14 protein-coding genes and 2 pseudogenes are annotated in these 18,266 nt (G+C 72.0%); 10 read left to right on the top strand and 6 right to left on the bottom strand.

Annotated elements, in window-relative coordinates; translation table 11 throughout:
- The 3 genes and pseudogenes from KVT45_RS44620 to KVT45_RS44630 all read left to right on the top strand — a co-directional run.
- Nucleotides 1–381 (top strand): annotated as a pseudogene (locus tag KVT45_RS44620) (sugar ABC transporter ATP-binding protein); the annotation flags it as partial.
- 4 nt (nt 382–385) lie between these two features.
- The gene (locus tag KVT45_RS44625) at nt 386–1,288 is read left to right on the top strand and encodes a sugar phosphate isomerase/epimerase (protein WP_217555396.1); all 903 of its coding nucleotides are present in this window, start codon (nt 386–388) and stop codon (nt 1,286–1,288) included.
- 132 nt (nt 1,289–1,420) lie between these two features.
- Nucleotides 1,421–1,591, top strand: coding sequence for a hypothetical protein (locus KVT45_RS44630; protein WP_217555398.1), 171 nt, complete (start codon nt 1,421–1,423; stop codon nt 1,589–1,591).
- Here the strand turns inward: KVT45_RS44630 and KVT45_RS56990 are convergent.
- From KVT45_RS56990 to KVT45_RS44645, 3 genes are read right to left on the bottom strand one after another with little or no spacing between them, the layout of a single operon-like run.
- Nucleotides 1,579–2,013: a hypothetical protein gene (locus KVT45_RS56990; RefSeq protein WP_254648268.1), complete on the bottom strand. Its 435-nt coding sequence runs from the start codon at nt 2,011–2,013 to the stop codon at nt 1,579–1,581. The genes KVT45_RS44630 and KVT45_RS56990 overlap by 13 nt on opposite strands.
- Nucleotides 2,014–2,050: 37 nt before the next feature.
- The gene (locus KVT45_RS44640; protein ID WP_217555400.1) at nt 2,051–3,055 is read right to left on the bottom strand and encodes a Gfo/Idh/MocA family oxidoreductase; all 1,005 of its coding nucleotides are present in this window, start codon (nt 3,053–3,055) and stop codon (nt 2,051–2,053) included.
- A gap of 49 nt (nt 3,056–3,104) precedes the next feature.
- Nucleotides 3,105–4,271: a phytanoyl-CoA dioxygenase family protein gene (locus KVT45_RS44645; RefSeq protein WP_217555402.1), complete on the bottom strand. Its 1,167-nt coding sequence runs from the start codon at nt 4,269–4,271 to the stop codon at nt 3,105–3,107.
- Nucleotides 4,272–4,393: 122 nt separating this feature from the next.
- On the opposite strand from KVT45_RS44645, the gene KVT45_RS44650 reads away from it, so the two are divergent.
- Nucleotides 4,394–5,425 (top strand): LacI family DNA-binding transcriptional regulator, encoded by a 1,032-nt coding sequence (locus KVT45_RS44650; protein ID WP_217555404.1) that lies wholly within the window; start codon nt 4,394–4,396, stop codon nt 5,423–5,425.
- Between the two features lie 18 nt (nt 5,426–5,443).
- Here the strand turns inward: KVT45_RS44650 and KVT45_RS44655 are convergent, their stop codons facing one another.
- A complete protein-coding gene (locus KVT45_RS44655) occupies nt 5,444–5,791 on the bottom strand; it encodes a cupin domain-containing protein (protein WP_217555406.1) in 348 nt (115 codons plus the stop codon).
- A 130-nt stretch (nt 5,792–5,921) separates the two neighbouring features.
- Between KVT45_RS44655 and KVT45_RS44660 the strand changes: the two genes are divergently transcribed.
- The 4 genes from KVT45_RS44660 (at nt 5,922) to KVT45_RS44675 (ending at nt 10,694) form a co-directional block, all read left to right on the top strand.
- Entirely contained in the window at nt 5,922–6,434 is a 513-nt protein-coding gene (locus KVT45_RS44660; RefSeq protein WP_217555408.1) for a hypothetical protein, read from the top strand.
- An 82-nt stretch (nt 6,435–6,516) separates the two neighbouring features.
- Nucleotides 6,517–7,374 carry an intradiol ring-cleavage dioxygenase gene (locus tag KVT45_RS44665; protein ID WP_217555410.1) on the top strand — a complete coding sequence of 286 codons (858 nt, stop codon included), beginning with the start codon at nt 6,517–6,519 and terminating at the stop codon, nt 7,372–7,374.
- Nucleotides 7,371–8,438 (top strand): maleylacetate reductase, encoded by a 1,068-nt coding sequence (locus tag KVT45_RS44670; protein WP_217555412.1) that lies wholly within the window; start codon nt 7,371–7,373, stop codon nt 8,436–8,438. Before KVT45_RS44665 ends, KVT45_RS44670 begins: the two co-directional genes overlap by 4 nt.
- 60 nt (nt 8,439–8,498) lie before the next feature.
- Complete coding sequence (locus KVT45_RS44675; RefSeq protein ID WP_217555414.1) at nt 8,499–10,694, top strand: tetratricopeptide repeat protein; 2,196 nt, start codon at nt 8,499–8,501, stop codon at nt 10,692–10,694.
- Nucleotides 10,695–10,782: 88 nt separating this feature from the next.
- Here KVT45_RS44675 and KVT45_RS44680 read toward each other — a convergent pair whose 3' ends face one another.
- Nucleotides 10,783–13,656, bottom strand: a complete 2,874-nt coding sequence (locus KVT45_RS44680) for a tetratricopeptide repeat protein (protein WP_308311049.1) — start codon at nt 13,654–13,656, stop codon at nt 10,783–10,785.
- A gap of 244 nt (nt 13,657–13,900) precedes the next feature.
- On the opposite strand from KVT45_RS44680, the gene KVT45_RS44685 reads away from it, so the two are divergent.
- Complete coding sequence (locus KVT45_RS44685) at nt 13,901–14,719, top strand: helix-turn-helix domain-containing protein (protein WP_308311050.1); 819 nt, start codon at nt 13,901–13,903, stop codon at nt 14,717–14,719.
- Nucleotides 14,720–14,975: 256 nt separating this feature from the next.
- Here KVT45_RS44685 and KVT45_RS58540 read toward each other — a convergent pair.
- A pseudogene (locus tag KVT45_RS58540) lies at nt 14,976–15,257 on the bottom strand (hypothetical protein); the annotation flags it as partial.
- 1,485 nt (nt 15,258–16,742) lie between these two features.
- On the opposite strand from KVT45_RS58540, the gene KVT45_RS44695 reads away from it, so the two are divergent.
- A complete protein-coding gene (locus tag KVT45_RS44695) occupies nt 16,743–18,221 on the top strand; it encodes a sugar transferase (protein WP_217555416.1) in 1,479 nt (492 codons plus the stop codon).
- Nucleotides 18,222–18,266: the final 45 nt, after the last annotated feature.

Here is an 18,266-nt window from a genome sequence, read left to right on the forward strand (position 1 = left end):
CGCGCCGTCTACTTCGGCGCCCGCGTCCTCATCCTGGACGAGCCCACCGCCGCCCTCGGCGTCAAACAGTCCGGCGTGGTCCTGAAGTACATCGCCGCCGCCCGCGAACGCGGCCTCGGCGTCATCTTCATCACCCACAACCCCCACCACGCCTACATGGTCGGCGACCACTTCAGCGTGCTGCGCCTGGGCACCCTCGAACTCTCCGCCGAACGCAGCGCCATCACCCTGGAGGAACTCACCAACCACATGGCCGGCGGCGCCGAACTCGCGGCCCTCAAGCACGAGTTGTCCCAGGTCCGCGGCGTCGACACCGAGGAACTCCCCGAAGAGGAAGACCTCGGCGCACCCGTCGGGACCGGTTCGGAAGGAAATTCCTGAGCCCATGACCGACGCTCTCGACCGCATCCGGGTCGGCTCGGCTCCCGACTCCTGGGGCGTCTGGTTCCCGGACGACCCCCGGCAGGTCCCCTGGGAACGCTTCCTCGACGAGGTCGCCGAGGCCGGCTACTCCTGGATCGAACTGGGCCCGTACGGCTACCTCCCCACCGACCCGGCCCGCCTCACCGACGAGATCGCGAAGCGGGACCTGAAGGTCTCGGCGGGCACGGTCTTCACGGGCCTGCACCGCGGCCCGGCCGTCTGGGAGTCGACCTGGGAGCACGTCAGCCAGGTCGCCGCGCTCACCCAGGCGATGGGGGCGAAGCACCTGGTGGTCATCCCGTCCTTCTGGCGGGACGACAAGACCGCCGAGATCCTGGAGCCGCCGGAGCTGACCGGCGAGCAGTGGGCCCACCTCACCAAGGGCATGGAACGGCTCGGCCACGAGGTGAAGGAGGCGTACGGCCTGGACATCGTCGTCCATCCGCACGCCGACACCCACATCGACACCGAGGAGCACGTCGAGCACTTCCTCGACTCGACCGACACGGAGTTGGTCAACCTCTGCCTGGACACCGGCCACTACGCCTACTGCGGCGGCGACAGCGTCAAGCTGATCGAGACGTACGGCGAGCGGATCGGCTACCTCCACCTCAAGCAGGTGGACCCGGCGATCCTGGCCGACGTCCAGGCCAAGGGCACGCCGTTCGGGCCGGCCGTGGCCCAGGGCGTGATGTGCGAACCGCCCGCCGGCGTACCGGAGCTGGCGCCGGTGCTGACGGCGGCGCAGCGGCTGGGAGTCGACCTGTTCGCGATCGTCGAGCAGGACATGTACCCCTGCGAGCCGGACAAGCCGCTCCCCATCGCGGTGCGCACCCGGAAGTTCCTGAGGTCCTGCGGCGCCTGACAGCCGCTTCCCGGGGACCGCGCGGAGAGATCCGCGCGGTCCCGTGCGCCCCGGCGGGTTCGGGAACACCCGCCGGGGCGCACGCGTTTTGACGGGTGACGGGTGACGTCCGCTACGACGGGGAGGACGAACATGAGCCACGAGGAGACCGCGGCCGAGGCCGTGACACGCAAGGAGCGGTTCGGCGCGCTGCCCGAGAGGATCCGCCCGGAGGACATGGTGGAGACCACGCCGGCGATCCCGCACGACCCGGACCGGGACGCCTACGACCCGGACGAGTTCGCGGTGCGTTACGGCCTCTGAGCCGCCGCCGGGACGCGGACCGCGCCGTGGGCGAGCAGGCTCTCGGCGCTGTCCGGCACCGTCTGCCGGGCCGTCCGGCCCGATCCGCGGCACCCGGGCATCGCCCCGGACGGCATCCGGGCGACGATCCCGACGGAACCGGCGGTGTCCGTGGTCAGCACCGGCCCGAACACCGCACCGGGGAGCACGGTGGTCAGCTCGGTCGGCCCGTCGTGCCCCCGGATGAACTCCCAGGCCGCCGGCTCGGCGGGGGTCTTCGACCGGCGGTAGCGGATCGGCGTCGGATCCTCCGGATCGACCCGGCGCGTGATGACGCCGGGGCACGGACGCCGCGGATCCTGGCGCTGATCGTGGACGGACTGCGGGTCCGATGGGCCTGAGAGGCCTGACGGAACGGAACGGCGGGGCGGGGACCGGAACACGGTCCCCGCCCCGCCGTAGTGCGAGTGTCCGAGGGTGTCAGGCCCCGCGGACCTCCGCGATGGTGACCGGCCGGTGCTCGTGCAGGGACAGCGTGCAGGCGTCGGCGATCCAGCCGGCCTCCAGGGCGTCCTCGACGGTGCAGGGGGAGGGCCGGGTGCCGGCCACGACCTCGGTGAAGGCGGTGAGTTCGGCGCGGTAGGCCGCCGTGAACCGGTCCATGAAGAAGTCGTGCGGGGTGCCCGCCGGGAAGGTCACGCCGGGCTCGACCGAGCGCAGCGGCAGCTTGTCCTCCAGACCGACGGCGATGGAGTCCGCGAAGCCGTGCAGCTCCATGCGGACGTCGTAACCACGGGCGTTGTGCCGGGAGTTGGAGACCACCGCGATGGTGCCGTCGTCCAGGGTGAGGATCGCGCCGGTGGTGTCGGCGTCCCCGGCCTCCTTGATGTAGTCGGCGCCCCGGTTGCCGCCGACCGCGTACACCTCGGTGACCTCATGGCCGGTCACCCAGCGGATGATGTCGAAGTCGTGCACGGAACAGTCCCGGAAGATCCCGCCGGACGCGGCGATGTACGCGGCCGGCGGCGGGGCCGGGTCCAGGGTGGTGGAGCGGACGGTGTGCAGCTTGCCCAGCTCGCCGGCCTGGACGGCGGCCCGGGCTGCGACGAAGCCCGCGTCGAAGCGGCGGTTGTAGCCGATCTGGATCGGTACGCCGCTGCCCTGGACGGCCCGGAGCACCTCGACGCCCTCGGCCATCGTCTTCGCCACCGGCTTCTCGCAGAAGACCGGGACACCGGCCTCGACACCGGCCAGGATCAGGGCCGGATGGGCGTCGGTGGCGGCGGCCACGACGATGCCGTCCACACCGGCGGCCAGCAGCGCCTCGGGCGAGTCCACGACCTCGGCACCGAACTTCTCGGCGGCGGCCTTGGCCGCGTCCGCGAACGGGTCGGTGAAGACGAGCGACTCGACGGCGTCGAGCCCGGAGAGGGTCTCGGCGTGAAACGCGCCGATACGGCCGAGGCCGAGGATTCCGATACGCATGGTGTGTTGCTCCTTGATGTTGTTACAGAGGGCGCTATTAGGCGGCCCGTCAGCTTTCCCGCCGCGCCGCGGCCGCCCGCAGCCCGTCCCGCAGCACCCGCGGCGCCCACCCCTCACGCAGCGCCCGCCGCACTAGGTCCGCCTGCGAGGGCGGTGCCATGCCGTCGACCGGCGGATCGCTGTCGAGGTTGGTCGGGAACGGGTAGCCCTCGGCGCTCGCGGCGATGACGTGCTCCAGCCACGCCTCGCCCGCCCCCTCCGACCGGCGCCGGCGCAGCACCGGGTAGACCGCGTTGGCCACCGCCTCCCGGTCCACGGTCTCCATGGCGCGTCCGAAGGCCGAGGACACCTGGAGCAGGTTGGCCATCCGGCGCACGTCGAGGGTGCGGTTGGTGCCGGCCGCGTGGAACACCGCCGGGTTGAAGAACACCGCGTCGCCCTTCGCGAGGGGCAGCTGCACGTGGCGGGCCTTGAAGTAGTCCTGGAACTCCGGCCGACGCCAGGCCAGATAGCCGGGCTCGTAGGTCTGCGAGTAGGGCAGGTACATCGTCGGCCCCGACTCCACCGGCATGTCGCCGTGGGCGACCGCGCCCTGGAGGGTGAGCACGGGGGAGAGGCGGTGCACATGGGCCGGGTAGGCCGCCGCCGTCTCGTCGGAGAGGAAACCGAGGTGGTAGTCGCGGTGCGCGGTCTGCGCCGCGCCGCCCGGGTTGACCAGGTTGATCTGCGAGGTGATCTGGTAGCCGGGGCCCAGCCAGGCCCGGGAGACCAGGGCCACGATGTCGTTGGCGTAGTAGTCGGCGAACACCTCCGGGTCGTACAGCGCCGCCTTCTCCAGGGCGTTCCACACCCGCTCGTTGGCCCCGGGCGCCGCGAAGTGGTCGCCGGCCACGGCACCGGACTCGTGCTGCTCCGAGATGAGCGCCTCGAACACCGCGGTGGCCCGGTCGACCACCTTCGGATCGGGGAACGCGCCCTTGAAGACGGCGACGCCGGGACCGTCGGTGAGGGCGCGGACGAGCTCGGTCCGTACCTGGTGGGCCGCGCCGGCGGTGCGCAGCCGCTCGCTGTCGTAGACGAGGACGTTGTCCTCGACGGCCGAGGCGTGCGGGTAGGCGGCAGGGTCCGTGGTCCGCTCGACCAGGGCACGGAAGGTGTCGAGGTCGCAGTCCTGCTGCGAGAGCCAGGCACGGCCCTGTTCGGCGGCAAGGGACATCGATGTCCTGCTTTCGGTCACGGCCGCGGTCACGGCCACGGCGGGGCTCTGCCATTCTTGTCAGCACAAACCCCTCGAACAACCAGCAGCGACCCATCAAAAACCCTTCAAGGAGGCAGCCCGTGGGCCACCCCTTCCCCATCCGTGAGATCGCTCGTCAGGCCGGGCTCAGCGAGGCCACCGTGGACCGGGTGCTGAACGGCAGGGGCGGCGTCCGGGATAGCACCGCCCGTGAGGTGGAGCGGGCCATCGCCGATCTGGACCGGCAGCGCACCCAGGTCCGGCTGGTGGGCCGTACCTTCATGGTCGACATCGTGATGCACGCGCCCGAGCGGTTCACCACGGCCGTGCGCGGTGCGCTGGAGGCCGAGCTGTCGGCACTGCACCCGGCGGTGGTGCGCTCCCGGTTCCACTTCCGGGAGACCGGGCCGGTGGAGGAGCTGGTGCGGACGCTGGACCGGATAGCACGCCGCGGCTCGCAGGGCGTGATCCTCAAGGCGCCGGACGTCCCCGAGGTCACCGCCGCCGTCGGGCGCCTCGGATCGGCGGACATCCCGGTCGTCACGCTCGTCACCGACCTGCCCGCCAGCGGTCGGCTGGCCTACGTGGGCAGTGACAACCGGGCCGCCGGCGCCACCGCCGCCTACCTGATGGGCCAGTGGCTCGGCGACCGGCCCGGCAACGTCCTCACGAGCCTCAGCAGCGGCTTCTTCCGCAACGAGGAGGAGCGCGAGATGGGCTTCCGCAGCGCCATGCGGGCCAGGCACCCCGAGCGCACCCTGGTGGAGATCGCCGAGGGACAGGGGCTGGACGCCACCCAGTACGAGCTGGTCCGCGCCGCGCTGGAGCGCGACCCGGAGATCCGCGCCGTCTACTCCATCGGCGGCGGCAACATCGCCACCCTGCGCGCCTTCGACGACCTCGGCCGGGAGTGCGCCGTGTTCGTCGCCCACGACCTCGACCACGACAACACCCGCCTGCTGCGCGAGCACCGCCTGTCCGCCGTCCTCCACCACGACCTGCGCCAGGACATGCGCGAGGCCTGCCATCTGGTGATGCGTGCCCAGGGCGCGCTGCCCCCGGCGGGCCCGACCCTGCCGTCGGCGATACAGGTGGTCACGCCCTACAACATGCCCGCGCCCACGACCCGCTGAGCGCGTTCGCGGACTGACTCACAGGTTGATCGCGTACGCCTTGCGCAGCGTCTCGTGCACCGTCCAGGTCGTACGGTCGCCCGCGCGCAGTACGGCCATGTCCCCGGGGCCCACGGTGAACGTCGCCCCGCCCTCGACCTCGATCGTCGCCGAGCCGCTGACCACCACGAACAGCTCGTCCGCCTCGGTGTCGGTGACCACGCCCGGGGTGATCTGCCAGATGCCACGGAGCTGCTTGCCGTCGGCCGACTCCCAGACCACCTTCCCGGTGACCTCGGGCGTGCCGGAGACGATCTGCGCCGGATCGAGCGGATCGGGTTCGAGTTCGGCGTCGGGGATGTGCAGGGCGAAGCTGTGCGTCGTCATACGGCGACCCTAGCGAGCCGACCGGTGTCCCGGCCGTGGACAGGGTGTGGGGCATCCGGCCTGGTGGGAGGACACTTCGTCGGGCCGTGCCCGGTGGCGTCCGGGCCCGGGCCGGGTGATCGTGGAGGACATGGCTGACTCCCCGGCGGCCGTGGGCCGGCCGCGCGCGCACGACACCCGCGAGGCCGTCCTGTTCGGCGGGGTCTACGGCGCCGTGCTGGCCTGCTCGATGGTGGCCGCGCTCACCCAGTACGGGCACACCTCCGCGGCCAGCCGCCGCTACGACGCCCTCTGGCTCCTGGTCACCGCCTGCGCCTCCGCCCTCGCGCACGGCTACGCCCACTACATCGCCGAGCGGGCCCCGCACCAGCGCTGGGACGCACTGCACACCCTGGCCGACGAGTGGCCGCTGGTCACGGCGGTCCTGCCCACCGTCTTCCTGCTCGCCGGCGCCGGATGGGGCTGGTGGCCGCCGAAGGGCGTCGAGTATCCGGCCTTCGTTCTGAACATCGTGATCCTGTTCGGCCTCGGACTCGTCACCGCCCGCTGGTCGGCACGGAGTTGGCCGTTGGCCGTGTTCATCGGCATGGTCGACGCGTTGCTCGGGGTGATCGTGGTGATCGCCAACGCGCTCATCAAGTAGGTGCCGAGTCGATGCAGTTCATTGAACGGTAAACGGGTTTACGATCACTCAAGGTCACTGTTCCTCCGGGCAAGGAGCCGGCATGACATCCGAAGACGCGGTCACCGCGGAGGCCGTCGACAGCCTGCGGGGCACCGACGATCCCCGGCTGCGCGAACTGCTCACCTCGCTGATCCGCCATCTGCACGCCTTCACCCGCGAGACCCGGCTGACCCAGCGTGAGTGGGAGACGGCGATCGCGTTCCTCACCGAGACCGGGCAGACCTGCACGGACACCCGGCAGGAGTTCATCCTGCTCTCCGACGTCCTGGGCCTGTCGATGCTGGTCGAGACGGTCAACGGGCACAGCGACCCCGGCAGCACCGAGTCGACCGTCCTCGGACCCTTCCACATGACCGAGTCCCCGGTCCGGGAACTCGGCGCCGGCATCGACCTGGTGGGCACCGGTGAACCCTGCGTGGTCAGCGGTGTCGTCCGCTCCGCCGACGGCACTCCGCTGCCCGGCGCGGTCCTGGACGTTTGGCAGGCCGACCCGCACGGCTTCTACGACGTGCAGCAGCCCGACGTCCAGCCGCCCGGCAACGGCCGCGGCCTGTTCACCGCCGACGACGAGGGCCGCTTCCGGTTCCGGACCTGTGTGCCCCGCGAGTACCCGATCCCGACCGACGGCCCGGTGGGCGCCCTGCTGAAGGCCACCGGACGGCACCCCTACCGCCCCGCCCACATCCACTTCATCGTCTCGGCCGCGGGACACGCGCCGGTCACCACGCACATCTTCGTCGCCGGCGGTGCGTACCTGGACTCCGACGCGGTGTTCGCGGTCAAGGAGAGCCTGGTCAAGGACTTCACCCCGACCGACGACCCGGCCCTGGCCGAGGAGTACGGCGTGCCGAACCCGTTCCGGCACGCCCGCTTCGACCTGGTCCTGGAGCGCTCGTGAACCCCTTCGACTTCGTCTACGAGACCCGTCCCGCCCGGGTGGTCTTCCGGCCCGGCGCCGCGCTCACCGCACCCGCCGAGGAGGCCCGGCACCTCGGGCTGCGGCGGCTGCTGGTGCTCAGCGGCGAGCGGGGCGCGGACACCGCGCGGGCGGTCGCCGACTCTCTCGGGGACGCCTGCGCGGGCCTGCACACCGGGGCCCGGATGCACGTCCCGGTGGAGGTCGCCGACCGGGGCGTCGAGGCGGCGCGGGCCGCGGGCGCCGACGGCTGTGTGGCCGTCGGCGGCGGCTCGGCCATCGGCCTCGGCAAGGCCGTCGCGCTGCGCACCGGACTCCCGCTGATCGCCGTGCCCTCGACCTACGCCGGCTCCGAGATGACCCCGGTCTGGGGACTGACCGAGCACGGCGTCAAACGCACCGGCCGCGACCCCGTCGTCCTGCCCCGCAGTGTCGTCTACGACCCCGAGCTCACCCTCTCCCTGCCCGTCCCGCTCTCGGTGACCAGCGGGATCAACGCCCTCGCCCACGCCGTCGAGGCGCTGTACGCCCCCGACGGCTCGCCGCTGGTCGCGCTCATGGCCGAGGAGGGCGTACGGGCGCTGGCGGGCGCCCTGCCCGAGATCGCCGCCGCGCCGGAGTCGGTACCGGCCCGCTCCCGCGCCCTGTACGGCGCCTGGCTGTGCGGGGCCTGCCTCGGCGCCACCACCATGGGCCTGCACCACAAGCTGTGCCATGTCCTCGGCGGCACCTTCGGCCTCCCGCACGCCGAGACCCACACCGTCGTCCTGCCCTACGCCCTCGCCTTCAACGCGTCCGCCGCCCCGGAGGCGGCCGCCGCCGTGGCCCGGGCCCTCGGCGCGGACGACGCCCCAACCGCCCTGCGGGAACTGGCCGGCCGCCTCGGCGCACCCCGCTCCCTCGCCGAACTCGGCCTGAAGGAACCGGACTTGGCGGTTGCCGCGGCCCAGGTCGCCGGGCAGCCGTACGCCAACCCGAGACCGGTCACGACCGACGAGGCCCTGAGCGTGCTGCGCGCGGCGTACGAGGGCGGGCCGGTCCGGTAGGGCCGCGGGGCCCCACGGTCGTTCCCTTCTGCGAGTGCCTGCTCGGTTACCATGCGCGATGTGAACTCACGGGCGGCGCGGGGACTTTGGGCAGTGGCGGGCGCCGCCGGGGCGTTCGCCGCGGTCGCCGCGGGCTGGCAGGTGCTGGGCGACGTGGGACCGGAGCAGTTCGCGTTCGCCGGAGTGAGCGCGCTGATCGGCGGCGCGCTCGCCTGGTTCCAGGCGGGCAGCGCCGTGCGGCCGTCGGTGCCACAGCGTCCGGTGCCCCGGGAACTGCCCCGTGACATCGCCGACTTCACCGGCCGCGGGCCCGAACTGGCGGAACTCGATGACCTGTTGCGCACGAGAGACCGGCCGACCGGGCCGCTGGTCGCGATCTCGGGCCGGGGCGGACTGGGCAAGACGACACTCGCGGTACGGGCCGCGCAGCGTGTCGCAGCCGACTTCCCCGACGGGCAGCTGTTCACGAACCTGCGCGGCTACGACGCCACGCCGGCCGAACCGGCCGAGGTGCTGGGCAGCTTCCTCCGGTCGCTGGGCACCGACCCGCACGCGATTCCCGACGCCCAGCAGGACCGCGAGCAGATGTTGCGCACGCTGACCGCCGGACGCCGACTGCTCATCGTCCTCGACAACGCCAACGGACCCAGGCAGGTGCGGCCGCTCCTTCCCGGCGGGCCGGACTCCGCGGTGGTCGTCACCAGCCGCGCCCCGCTGAGCAGCATCGAGGGGGCCCACCCGGTCGTCCTCGACCTCCTGAACCCTGACGAGGCGGTCGAGCTGCTGGGCAGGGTCGCCGGCCCGGACCGGGTGGCCAACGACCCACAGGAGGCACGGCGGTTGGTGGCACTGTGCGGGCACCTGCCGCTGGCCATCCGCATCGCGGGGGCGCGCCTGGCCGAGCGTCCGGACCTCGGCCTGCCCGCCCTGGCAGAGCGTCTGGCCGACGAACGCCACCGGCTGGACCACCTGGAGATCGGAGATCTCGATGTCAGATCCACATTCATGATCAGCTATCAGGGACTGACGGACGAGCAGCAGCGGGCGTTCCGGCTGCTCGGCCGCTTTCCCGGACCCGACTTCGCGGCGTGGCCGCTCGCCGCGCTCATGGACATCGCACCGCGCGACGCCGAGCGCCACCTGGACGCACTCGTCGTCGCCCAACTGCTCGACCCCGTACGCCCCGACGAGACCGGTGCCGCCCGCTACCGGTTCCACGACCTGCTGCGCGTACTCGCCGCCGAGCAGCCCGAACCCGAGGCCGACGCCGCGGCCGGCCGGCTTCTCGGCGCGTATCTCGCACTCGCCGCCGAGGCGGAGGACCGGTTCCAGCCGGGGGAGCTGCGCAAGACCAGTACCCACCCGCGCCACGAGATCGAGGCCGAGCACCGCGACCGGCTGCTGCGCGACCCGGTCGCGTGGTTCATCGCCGAGCGGCACAACATCGTGCCGTGCGTGCGGTTCGCACACGAGCGGCAACTCTGGGACGCGGCATGGGAACTCGCCCACATCGCCGCTCCGTTCTTCGAGATGCTGGCCACCTGGGACGACTGGGACGCGGCTCTGGGCCTGGCGTTGGCCGCGGCCCGGCACTCCGGGAACCGCTGGGCGGAGTCGATCACACTGTTCGACGCCGGGGCGCTGTCTCGTTTCCTGGGCAGGCCCGATGAAGCAATGGCCGCCTACGAGGAGGCCCTGGCCGGGTACGAGGCATCCGGCGACCGGCACGGCATGGCCGCCGTCATGCTGGGGCAAGGCATCGTCCACCGCAATCGTGGTGAGCGGGACGCTGCCGCGGAGCGGCTGACCGCTGCCGCCGAGCAGTTGGAGACCGCCGGGGACCGCCGGCTCACCGCGCAGGCGGTGCGCAGTCTCGCGGTCGTCCACTGTGGCCAGGGTCGCCTCGACGAGGCCATCGCGCTGTTCCGGCAGGCGATGGCGGAGTTCCACGATCTCGGAGACAGACGGGCCGAGGCCTACGCGTGGCGTGGTCTCGCACAGGCCCAGCTCGACAACGGTGACCTGGGTGCGGCGGCGAGTGCCTTCGGCAGAAGCCTGGAACTGACCCGGGAACTGCACGACCGCCGGGGCGAGGCCCGGGCGCTGCAAGGACTCGGCCGGGTCGAATCCGCCCTGGGCACGACCGCTGCGGCGTTGCGCCGATTCGCCCAGGCCAGGGAGATCGCCGAGGAGACCAATGATCAGGTCCTCGACAGTGAGCTGAGCAACGACATCACGTCCGTGCCCCAGGCGTAACCGTCCCGGCTGCCGGATGCGCCGCGCTTCACGGCCGATGCGGACCGGCGGGGCCGGTCTGACCGGCTTCCTAAACCGTCGCCCGGCCTCAGTCCGGAGCCGAACCGGGTCCGGGAGCGGAGCCGTCGGCGGAAGGGAGGTCGAGTCGTTCGAGGAGTCCGGCACGCAGCGGATCGGCGTCCGGGAGACCGAGTTCGGCGGTGATGGCCAGCGCGTGGGTCCACGCGGTGCGGGCGGGATAGGGGCGTCCGTTGGCGCCGTGGACGTCGCCGAGACAGACGAGACCGGCGGCCTCGCCGTGCCGGTCGCCCGTCTGGTGGAACAGGTCGAGGGCCTGCTGATAGCGGTCGACGGCCTCGGCGTGCTCACCGAGCCGGTGGAGGATGTAGCCGAGACTGTCCTGGATGTGGGCCTGCCCGTTGAGGTCCCCGGTCTCCTGCGCCAGTTCCAGCGCCTGGCGGCAGTACGTCAGTGCCTGCTGGTGGTCGCCGAGCTGGGCGAGTATCCAGCCGATGTGGTTCAGCGCGGCGGACTGCCCGGCCCGGTCGTCGACGGCTCGGTGGTGCGCGAGGCTGTCGTGGGCGTGGCCGAGCGCCTGCTGATGCCGGCCCTGGGCCTCGGACATCCGGGACAGGTGCTGATGGATACGGGCCCGCCCGGCGTGGTCGCCGGCCTCGCCGAACAGTTCCAGCGCGCGCAGGTAGTGCGCGCGGGCCGCGTCCGGACGGTCCAGCCGGTCCTCGGCGAGCCCGAGTCCCCGGTGGGCCTCCGCCTGCCCGACGACATCGCCCTCGCGCCCGGCGGCGTCCAGTGCCGCGGTGTGCGCGGCGATCAGCGCCCGCCGGTTGCCGTGCCGGTCGAGATAGGTGGTCAGCGCCGAGGCCAGCCGCCAGGTGTGGCTGTGCAGGCCGGCCGCGGGCGCCTGCTCCACCGCGGCGAGCAGGACCGGATGCTCGGCGGTGAACCAGGCCTGTGCCTGCCGGTGGCCGGACAACTGCTCGGCGGCGGCGCCCGGTTGGGCGGGCGGCAGGGGAGTGGGGCTGGGCCGGGGAGTCAGCAGGGCGTCCGCCCGGTGCGCGGTGTGGAGGTAGTGGTCGAACAAGCGGTGCGCCGCGGTGCGCCGGGTGTCGTCGCTGTCGTGCGTGGCGACCAGCTCGGCCGCGTAGGCGCGCAGCAGGTCGTGGAAGGCGTACCGGCCGGCGGGCTGTTCGGTGAGCAGATGTCCGCGGACCAGTTCGGCCACCAGCACACGGGCACGGGCGGCAGGCACGCCGGCCAGCGCGGCGACGGCCGGGAGCGCGGCGTCCGGGCCGGGATGCAGGCCCAGTAATCGGAAGAGCCGGGCGGCCTCCTGGCCGAGCGCCCGGTACGACCAGGAGAACACCGCCCGTACCTCACTGCTCGCCTCCCCGCTGTCCAGGGCGTCCAGCCGCCGGTCGGTCAGGCGCAGCTCCTCGGCGAGGGCGGCCAGCGGCAGTTCGGGCTGCGCTGCGGCACGGGCGGCGACGATCGCGAGCGCGAGCGGCAGGCCGGCGCACCGGCCGACGATCTCCCGTACGGCATCGGGATCGGCCTTCACCCGCTCCGCGCCGAGCCGGCGGATCAGCAACTCCCTGGCCTCCTCGGCGGCGAGCATGCCGACGGTCAGCAACTGCGCCCCCTCGGTGGCCGCGAGACCGGTCAGCGACCTCCGGCTGGTGATCAACGCCAGACACCCGGGCGCCCCGGGCAGCAGCGGACGGACCTGCTCGGCGTCGCGCGCGTTGTCCAGCACCACCAGCACCCGACGCCCCGCCAGCAGACTGCGGTACAGGCCGACCTGGGCCTCCAGGCCCGCCGGGACACGGGCCGGCGGCACACTCAGGGCGTCCAGGAATCCCCGTACCGCCTCGGCGGGGCTCAGTACCGATCCGCTGGGCGTGAAGCCGCGCAGGTTCACATACAACTGGCCGTCGGGGAAGGCTCGTTGGGCTCTTCGTGCCCAGTGCACGGCCAACGCGGTCTTGCCCACTCCGGCCGTGCCCGACACCGCCGTGATCACCACCGCCGACGGCTGGTCCGCAACCGAGGCGAGGATGGCCTCCAGCCGGGCGAGCTCCTCACCGCGACCGATGAACCCCTGGACCCCCATGGGGAGTTGGCCCGGTGCCGCACCCGGCCAGGGAGTCGCCGCGGCCGACGGCCGCGCCGGGGGAGCGGCCCGGCCCGGTGCACGGGACGCCGGCCGTGCGACGGACTCGGCCAAGCCTCCCCGCAGGATCGCCTCGTGGACCTTCCGCAGTTCCGCACCGGGGTCGGTGCCGAGCTCCTCGGCGAGCCGCTTGCGGACGGCGGCGTAGCAGTCCAGCGCCTCCGCGCTGCGGCCGGCGGCGTGCAGCGCCCGCATCAGCGCCTCGGTCAGCGGTTCCACGAGCGGGTACGCTTCGAGGAGTTCGGTCAACGGGCCGATCACGGCAACGGGATCGCTGACGCGCGACTCCACATGCACCCAGGCGACCGCGGCGTCCACATGCTGCCGCCGCCAGGCCTCGCGCACCCGTGCCGCCCACTGCCCGCCGAGCCCGGCCAGCGGTTCCCCGTGCCACAGCCCGAGCGCCTCGCGCAGCAGCGCCGCCCGCGCCTCGTCCGTCCGCTCCGTCTCCCGGGCCCGGCCGGCCAACTGCCGGAACCGATGGAAGTCCACCTGGTCCTCGCGGGCCTCCAGCAGGTATCCGCCGGAGCGGCGCACCAGACGCAAGCGGGGATGTCCCGATCCCTCGGTCTGCTCGCACAGCCGGCGCAGCCGTGCGACATGGGCGTGCAACGCGCGCCGCGCTCCGTCCGGCGGATCGGCGCCCCACACCCGTCTGATCAGTACGTCGGCCGCGACGGGCCGGCCGGTGTCCACCGCCAGCGCGGCCAGCACGGTCCGCCGCTGTGGTGGCCCGACCTCGGCGGTCCGGCCCTGAATCTGGAGCTCCACGGGTCCGAGAAGGCGTAATTCCACCACGACATCCACACTCCCCGCACAGCTGTTCTTCACTCTGTGCACACATTCTCGCGCTGGGCGACAACCTATCGACAACGTTCTCAGCCACACTCGAACTTCAGTCTGATGACGCGGACTTCAGTCTGCTGGGGCGTGGAGTCTCCACGCACGGCGGCGCACCGCACACGGGGAACGGCGGCACGGAGCGCCGGTCGAGCGGTATCCGGGGGAGAGAGACGTGAACGAACAACGGGGAGCCACAGCCACGAGAACGGCGGAATTACCGGTACGACGGACGGACCGCCCGTACGACCCGCAGGCGCAGCGCACGGCACCGCACCCGCCGCCTGCTCCGCACCCGTCGGACGGCGGCGGACGCAGTGTGCTGGAGGGCGCCTTCGCGCTGCTGGGAGCGGTGGAGCGGGCCGAAGAGGCCGGACTGACCAGGCTCGCGGCGGAGTGCGGCCTGCCCAAGACGACCTCGTACCGCCTGCTGGAGCAGCTGGTCGAACTGGGTGCCGTCGAGCGAAGCCGCAAGGGCTACCGGATGGGGCCGCGGATCTTCCGGCTCGGGCAGGGCTGGCAGCCGTACCCGGGCCTGCGCACCGCCGCGCGGGCACCGGCCCGCCGTCTCGCGCGCATCACCGGCGCGACGGTGGGGCTCAACGTGCTGCGGGAGGGGCAGACCCTGGTCCTGGACTGGACGCCCGGCGAGACCTCCGGGACGCTCGGCCGATCGCTCGACAGCGGGGTCTGGCCATGGTTCACCGCGGCCGGCAAGGTGCTGGTGGCCGGGGCGTATCCACGGCTGCCGCTGGGCCCGCTGCCAGGGTCCTGGCACCGGCAGGCCGAGGCGATCCGGGACCGGGGCGTCGCCTTCGACCGGGAGGAGGTGACGGCCGGCGTGTGCTGTGTGGCTGTGCCGGTGCACGGCCCGAACGGCGCGCCGCTGGCGTCCCTGAGCGTCGTGACCGATCCCGCCCACAGCCTGGACCGGCTTGCGGGCGTGGTGCAGCAGACGGGAAGGATGATCGGCGCCGCCCTGCGCGGCCGCTGAGCCGACGGGCAGCGGATGCCCGACGCCCTCCGGGGGCGTCCTCACCTTGGTCAGGACCGGGATCGCGGGCGAGACGGGCGCCCGGCTGGGGAGAACCTCGGCCCAGGCGCCCTCTTCCGTGGCCCCTCGACCACTGCACGGGTGCGTTCAGGGTGATGTGCTCGGCATAGCGGCTGTCGGCCGCGGCCAGGATGCGCAGTCGATCCCGGAACCACAGCGCCGAGCCGCCGGAGTGGGTGCCGAGTTCCACGACGACCTGGGCCCGGGAAAGCCACAGCAGATGCTCGAACATCCGCAGATCCTCGGGGAATTTCATGAGACGGACACCCGCGTACGAATCAGGCACATGCTGGCCCACACGATCCTGCCAGTAAGTCAGCAGGCTGCCTTCGGCAGCGGCCTTCGCTTCGGGCGGAAGTGATTCGGGGTCGTGCACGTGGGGCGGAAGGGCCACTGATTCCTGGTCGGCCATCGTTTCTCCCTTTCCGGGGTAAGCAAGGAAACAACAGTGCCTGGCGTTCGAGCGGAACTCATCCATGCAGCTGGGAAAGCGGCACGAAGCAGTTGACCTCGATCTTCTCTGCAGCGGTTGTCGGAGCCTGCGGGGGTTGTCGAGGCGTAGTGTCTCGCTCTTCTAGCGATTGGCGACCGCCCTGCCGCACATCAATCAACCGACGGGCTTGGGTCAGAGCCTGTTTCCTCGTCGGACTGCCTCCGCCTTTCCGATGGGGCCGTCAATTCGAAGGATGTGTGATCCGCAAAAGGTTCACAGCCTACGCGCACGTTGATTCGCTCTTCGTGAATTGCGTGGGGCTTGGAAGCCGGCGTGAGAACGCGGGAGGCGATCGGTGGCCGACGGCTGCGTCGCGTGCGCGACCACCTGTGCCGACGGGCGGTTGTTGAGGGGGGATCAGGTCGAGGGCGGAGCTGTACCCCTCGCGTGGGCCGGCCGATGTCCACGGATGTATTTCGGGTGCCCGTGAGGCGTGCCCATGCCTGCGGCGCTCGATGATGGTGGCGCCCGGAGTTGGTGTCGCCTTTGCGGCCCAGCCGCACATGACGGCCGGCCCTGGCTCTCATCGCCGGCCCCTTAAGCGGAGAAGCCGCCACCGCTTAGGGGTGCCGGGACGGGCTTTCTCGTAGTGCGGCAGGCCCAAAAGGCAACCAAAACTGCCTACTGGGGCAGATCCAGTGGTCGAGGACGAGGTCGGCGCGACTGATTCGCAGCCCGTCGACGGCCTCGGTGAGTGCGCGATTGTGAAGGCGACGGGGACGGCCCGGTCGAGGTCGCCCTCGGTGTCCGCTCGCGCGAGCGGAGCGGTGAAGATCCGTTCCCGTGTGCCGTCGACCGCCCGTCCCTGCAGTCGGCGCCCCGTGCTCACCCGACAGGAATCAGCCGAACACTCTCCGAATATGGCCTAGTTGGCAGTGCCGGGACGCCTCGGGGGCGCCGCTGCGGGCAGCCCGGAGAACTCGCGTCATCGAAGGTCACAGGGCACGTCTTCCGTCGCCGGGGCACCCACAGGCGACCGCCTATCCGTGGACCCGGCTTCAAATCATGAGCACAAATTCCACACAGCCCTCTCTTCAGGCGGGCCCCGATGGTCTAGATTGACCCTGCTTCGCACATGCTGGGACACGAGGCGACAAATGATGATCTATGGGTCCGTCGACACAGACGGCTGGTGGCCGCATCTCCGGCGCCGGACGTGGGGGTGATCAACTCCTGGGGCCCGAGAGGAGCTTCGGGTGCGGGGAGCACCCGGGATCTCGATGGGTTCCCGTGCACGTCGGGAGCCTGGCAGGGCATGCAAGTCCGCCGTGGCAAAGGCGGGTTGTTCAAGCAGCGCTGAAGTAGCCGGGATGTCACACGCAGGGGGCGGGGGCCACCTGCGGGAAGAACAGCGCGGCGCGGGGAGCCGGGGGGCCTCCCGGGGGCGGAAGCGTGCGGGAGGCGGGGGCCTTCCGGGGGAGGAACCGTGTCAGTGCACCATGTCGAACCACTGGGGACCGGGGGGTTTCTGTGCGGCAGGGGGGACTAGTCGACCCTTTTCCGCCGGCGCGCAGGCGTCTGGCGAACGGGGCAATCAGCAGGCCTGCGATCGAGTGGGAGCAGCGGTACCGCCGTACCGTGATCATCAGCGACACCGTGGCCACCGCCTTCGTGGTGGCGGGGATCGGCGAGTTCTTCGGGGCCCGGGACGCGGCCAACTGGCACGAGAAGTGGGGGATTCTCGCATTCGGCACCGAACTGCTGGTGCTGTCGGCGCTTGCGGTGGGCCGGGCGTGGGTTCCGGCCGTGCTCGGCCAGGGCGCCGAGGAGTTCCGCCGGCTCGGACGCTCACTGTTCGCGGCGACCGTCGTCCTGGCGCTCGGCGGGATCGCCCTCACCTCGCGCAACATCAAGCTCTGGATCTTCGTCGCGATCCCCGCGATCGGCCTCGTCACCATGTCCGCGCGGTATCTGCTCCGCCTCTCCTTGCACAAACAGCGGAAGGAAGGGCGGTGCCTGAGACCGGTGCTCGCTGCCGGAAGCCCGGCCACCGTGGGCGACCTGATCACCCGGACCCGCAAGTTCCCGCACATCGGCTGGCGGGTTGAGGCGGTGTGCACGACGGACGGTCGCGGGCTCGACGGCGACGAACTGGACGGAGTACCGGTCGTCGGCCGGCTGACGGACGTCGCCAAGCACGTCCGCCACGACGGCTACCGCGTCGTCGCGGTCACGCCGGACCCGCACTGGACACCGGACCGGTTGCAGCGGCTGGCCTGGAACCTCGAAGGCAGCGATGCCGAGATGGTCGTGGCCCCGGTGCTGATGGAGGTGGCAGGTCCGCGGCTGCACGTCGACGCGGTGCTCGGGATCCCGCTGCTGCGGGTCAGCCTGCCGACCTTCACCGGGGGCCGCCGGGCGATCAAGGAGGTCGTCGACCGGGTGGGCGCGGTGGTCCTGCTGATGCTGTTCGCGCCGCTGATGATGTTCGCCGCGCTGCTCGTGCTGGTGGACAGCCGGGGCGGGGCCTTCTACCGCCAGCGCAGGGTCGGCAAGGACGGCCGGGAGTTCACGATTCTCAAGTTCCGCACCATGGCCGTCGGGGCACACGGGGCACGTGCCCAGCTCGCCGACCGCAACGAGGGCGCAGGACTGCTGTTCAAGCTCCGCCGGGACCCGCGGGTGACCCGGGTGGGAGCAGTGCTGCGCCGGTACTCGGTCGACGAACTCCCGCAGCTTTTCAACGTACTCACCGGATCGATGTCGCTCGTCGGCCCGCGGCCTCCGTTGCCGGAGGAGTGCGCCGAGTACGGCCCGGACATCCGGCGGCGGCTGCTGGTCAAGCCCGGGCTCACCGGCCTGTGGCAGATCAGCGGACGCAGCGACCTGCCGTGGGAGGAGGCCGTCCGCCTCGACCTGCGGTACGTGGAGGACTGGTCGCTCGCCCTCGACACAGTGATCTTGTGGAAGACGATGCGTGCGGTCCTCCATGGGCAGGGGGCCTACTGATGCGCGGGGGGCTGCGACTCATGGGTCCCGCCGACGCGCGGACCG

The sequence above is a fragment of the Streptomyces sp. GbtcB6 genome (assembly GCF_019091475.1).
Lineage (GTDB): Bacteria > Actinomycetota > Actinomycetes > Streptomycetales > Streptomycetaceae > Streptomyces > Streptomyces hyaluromycini.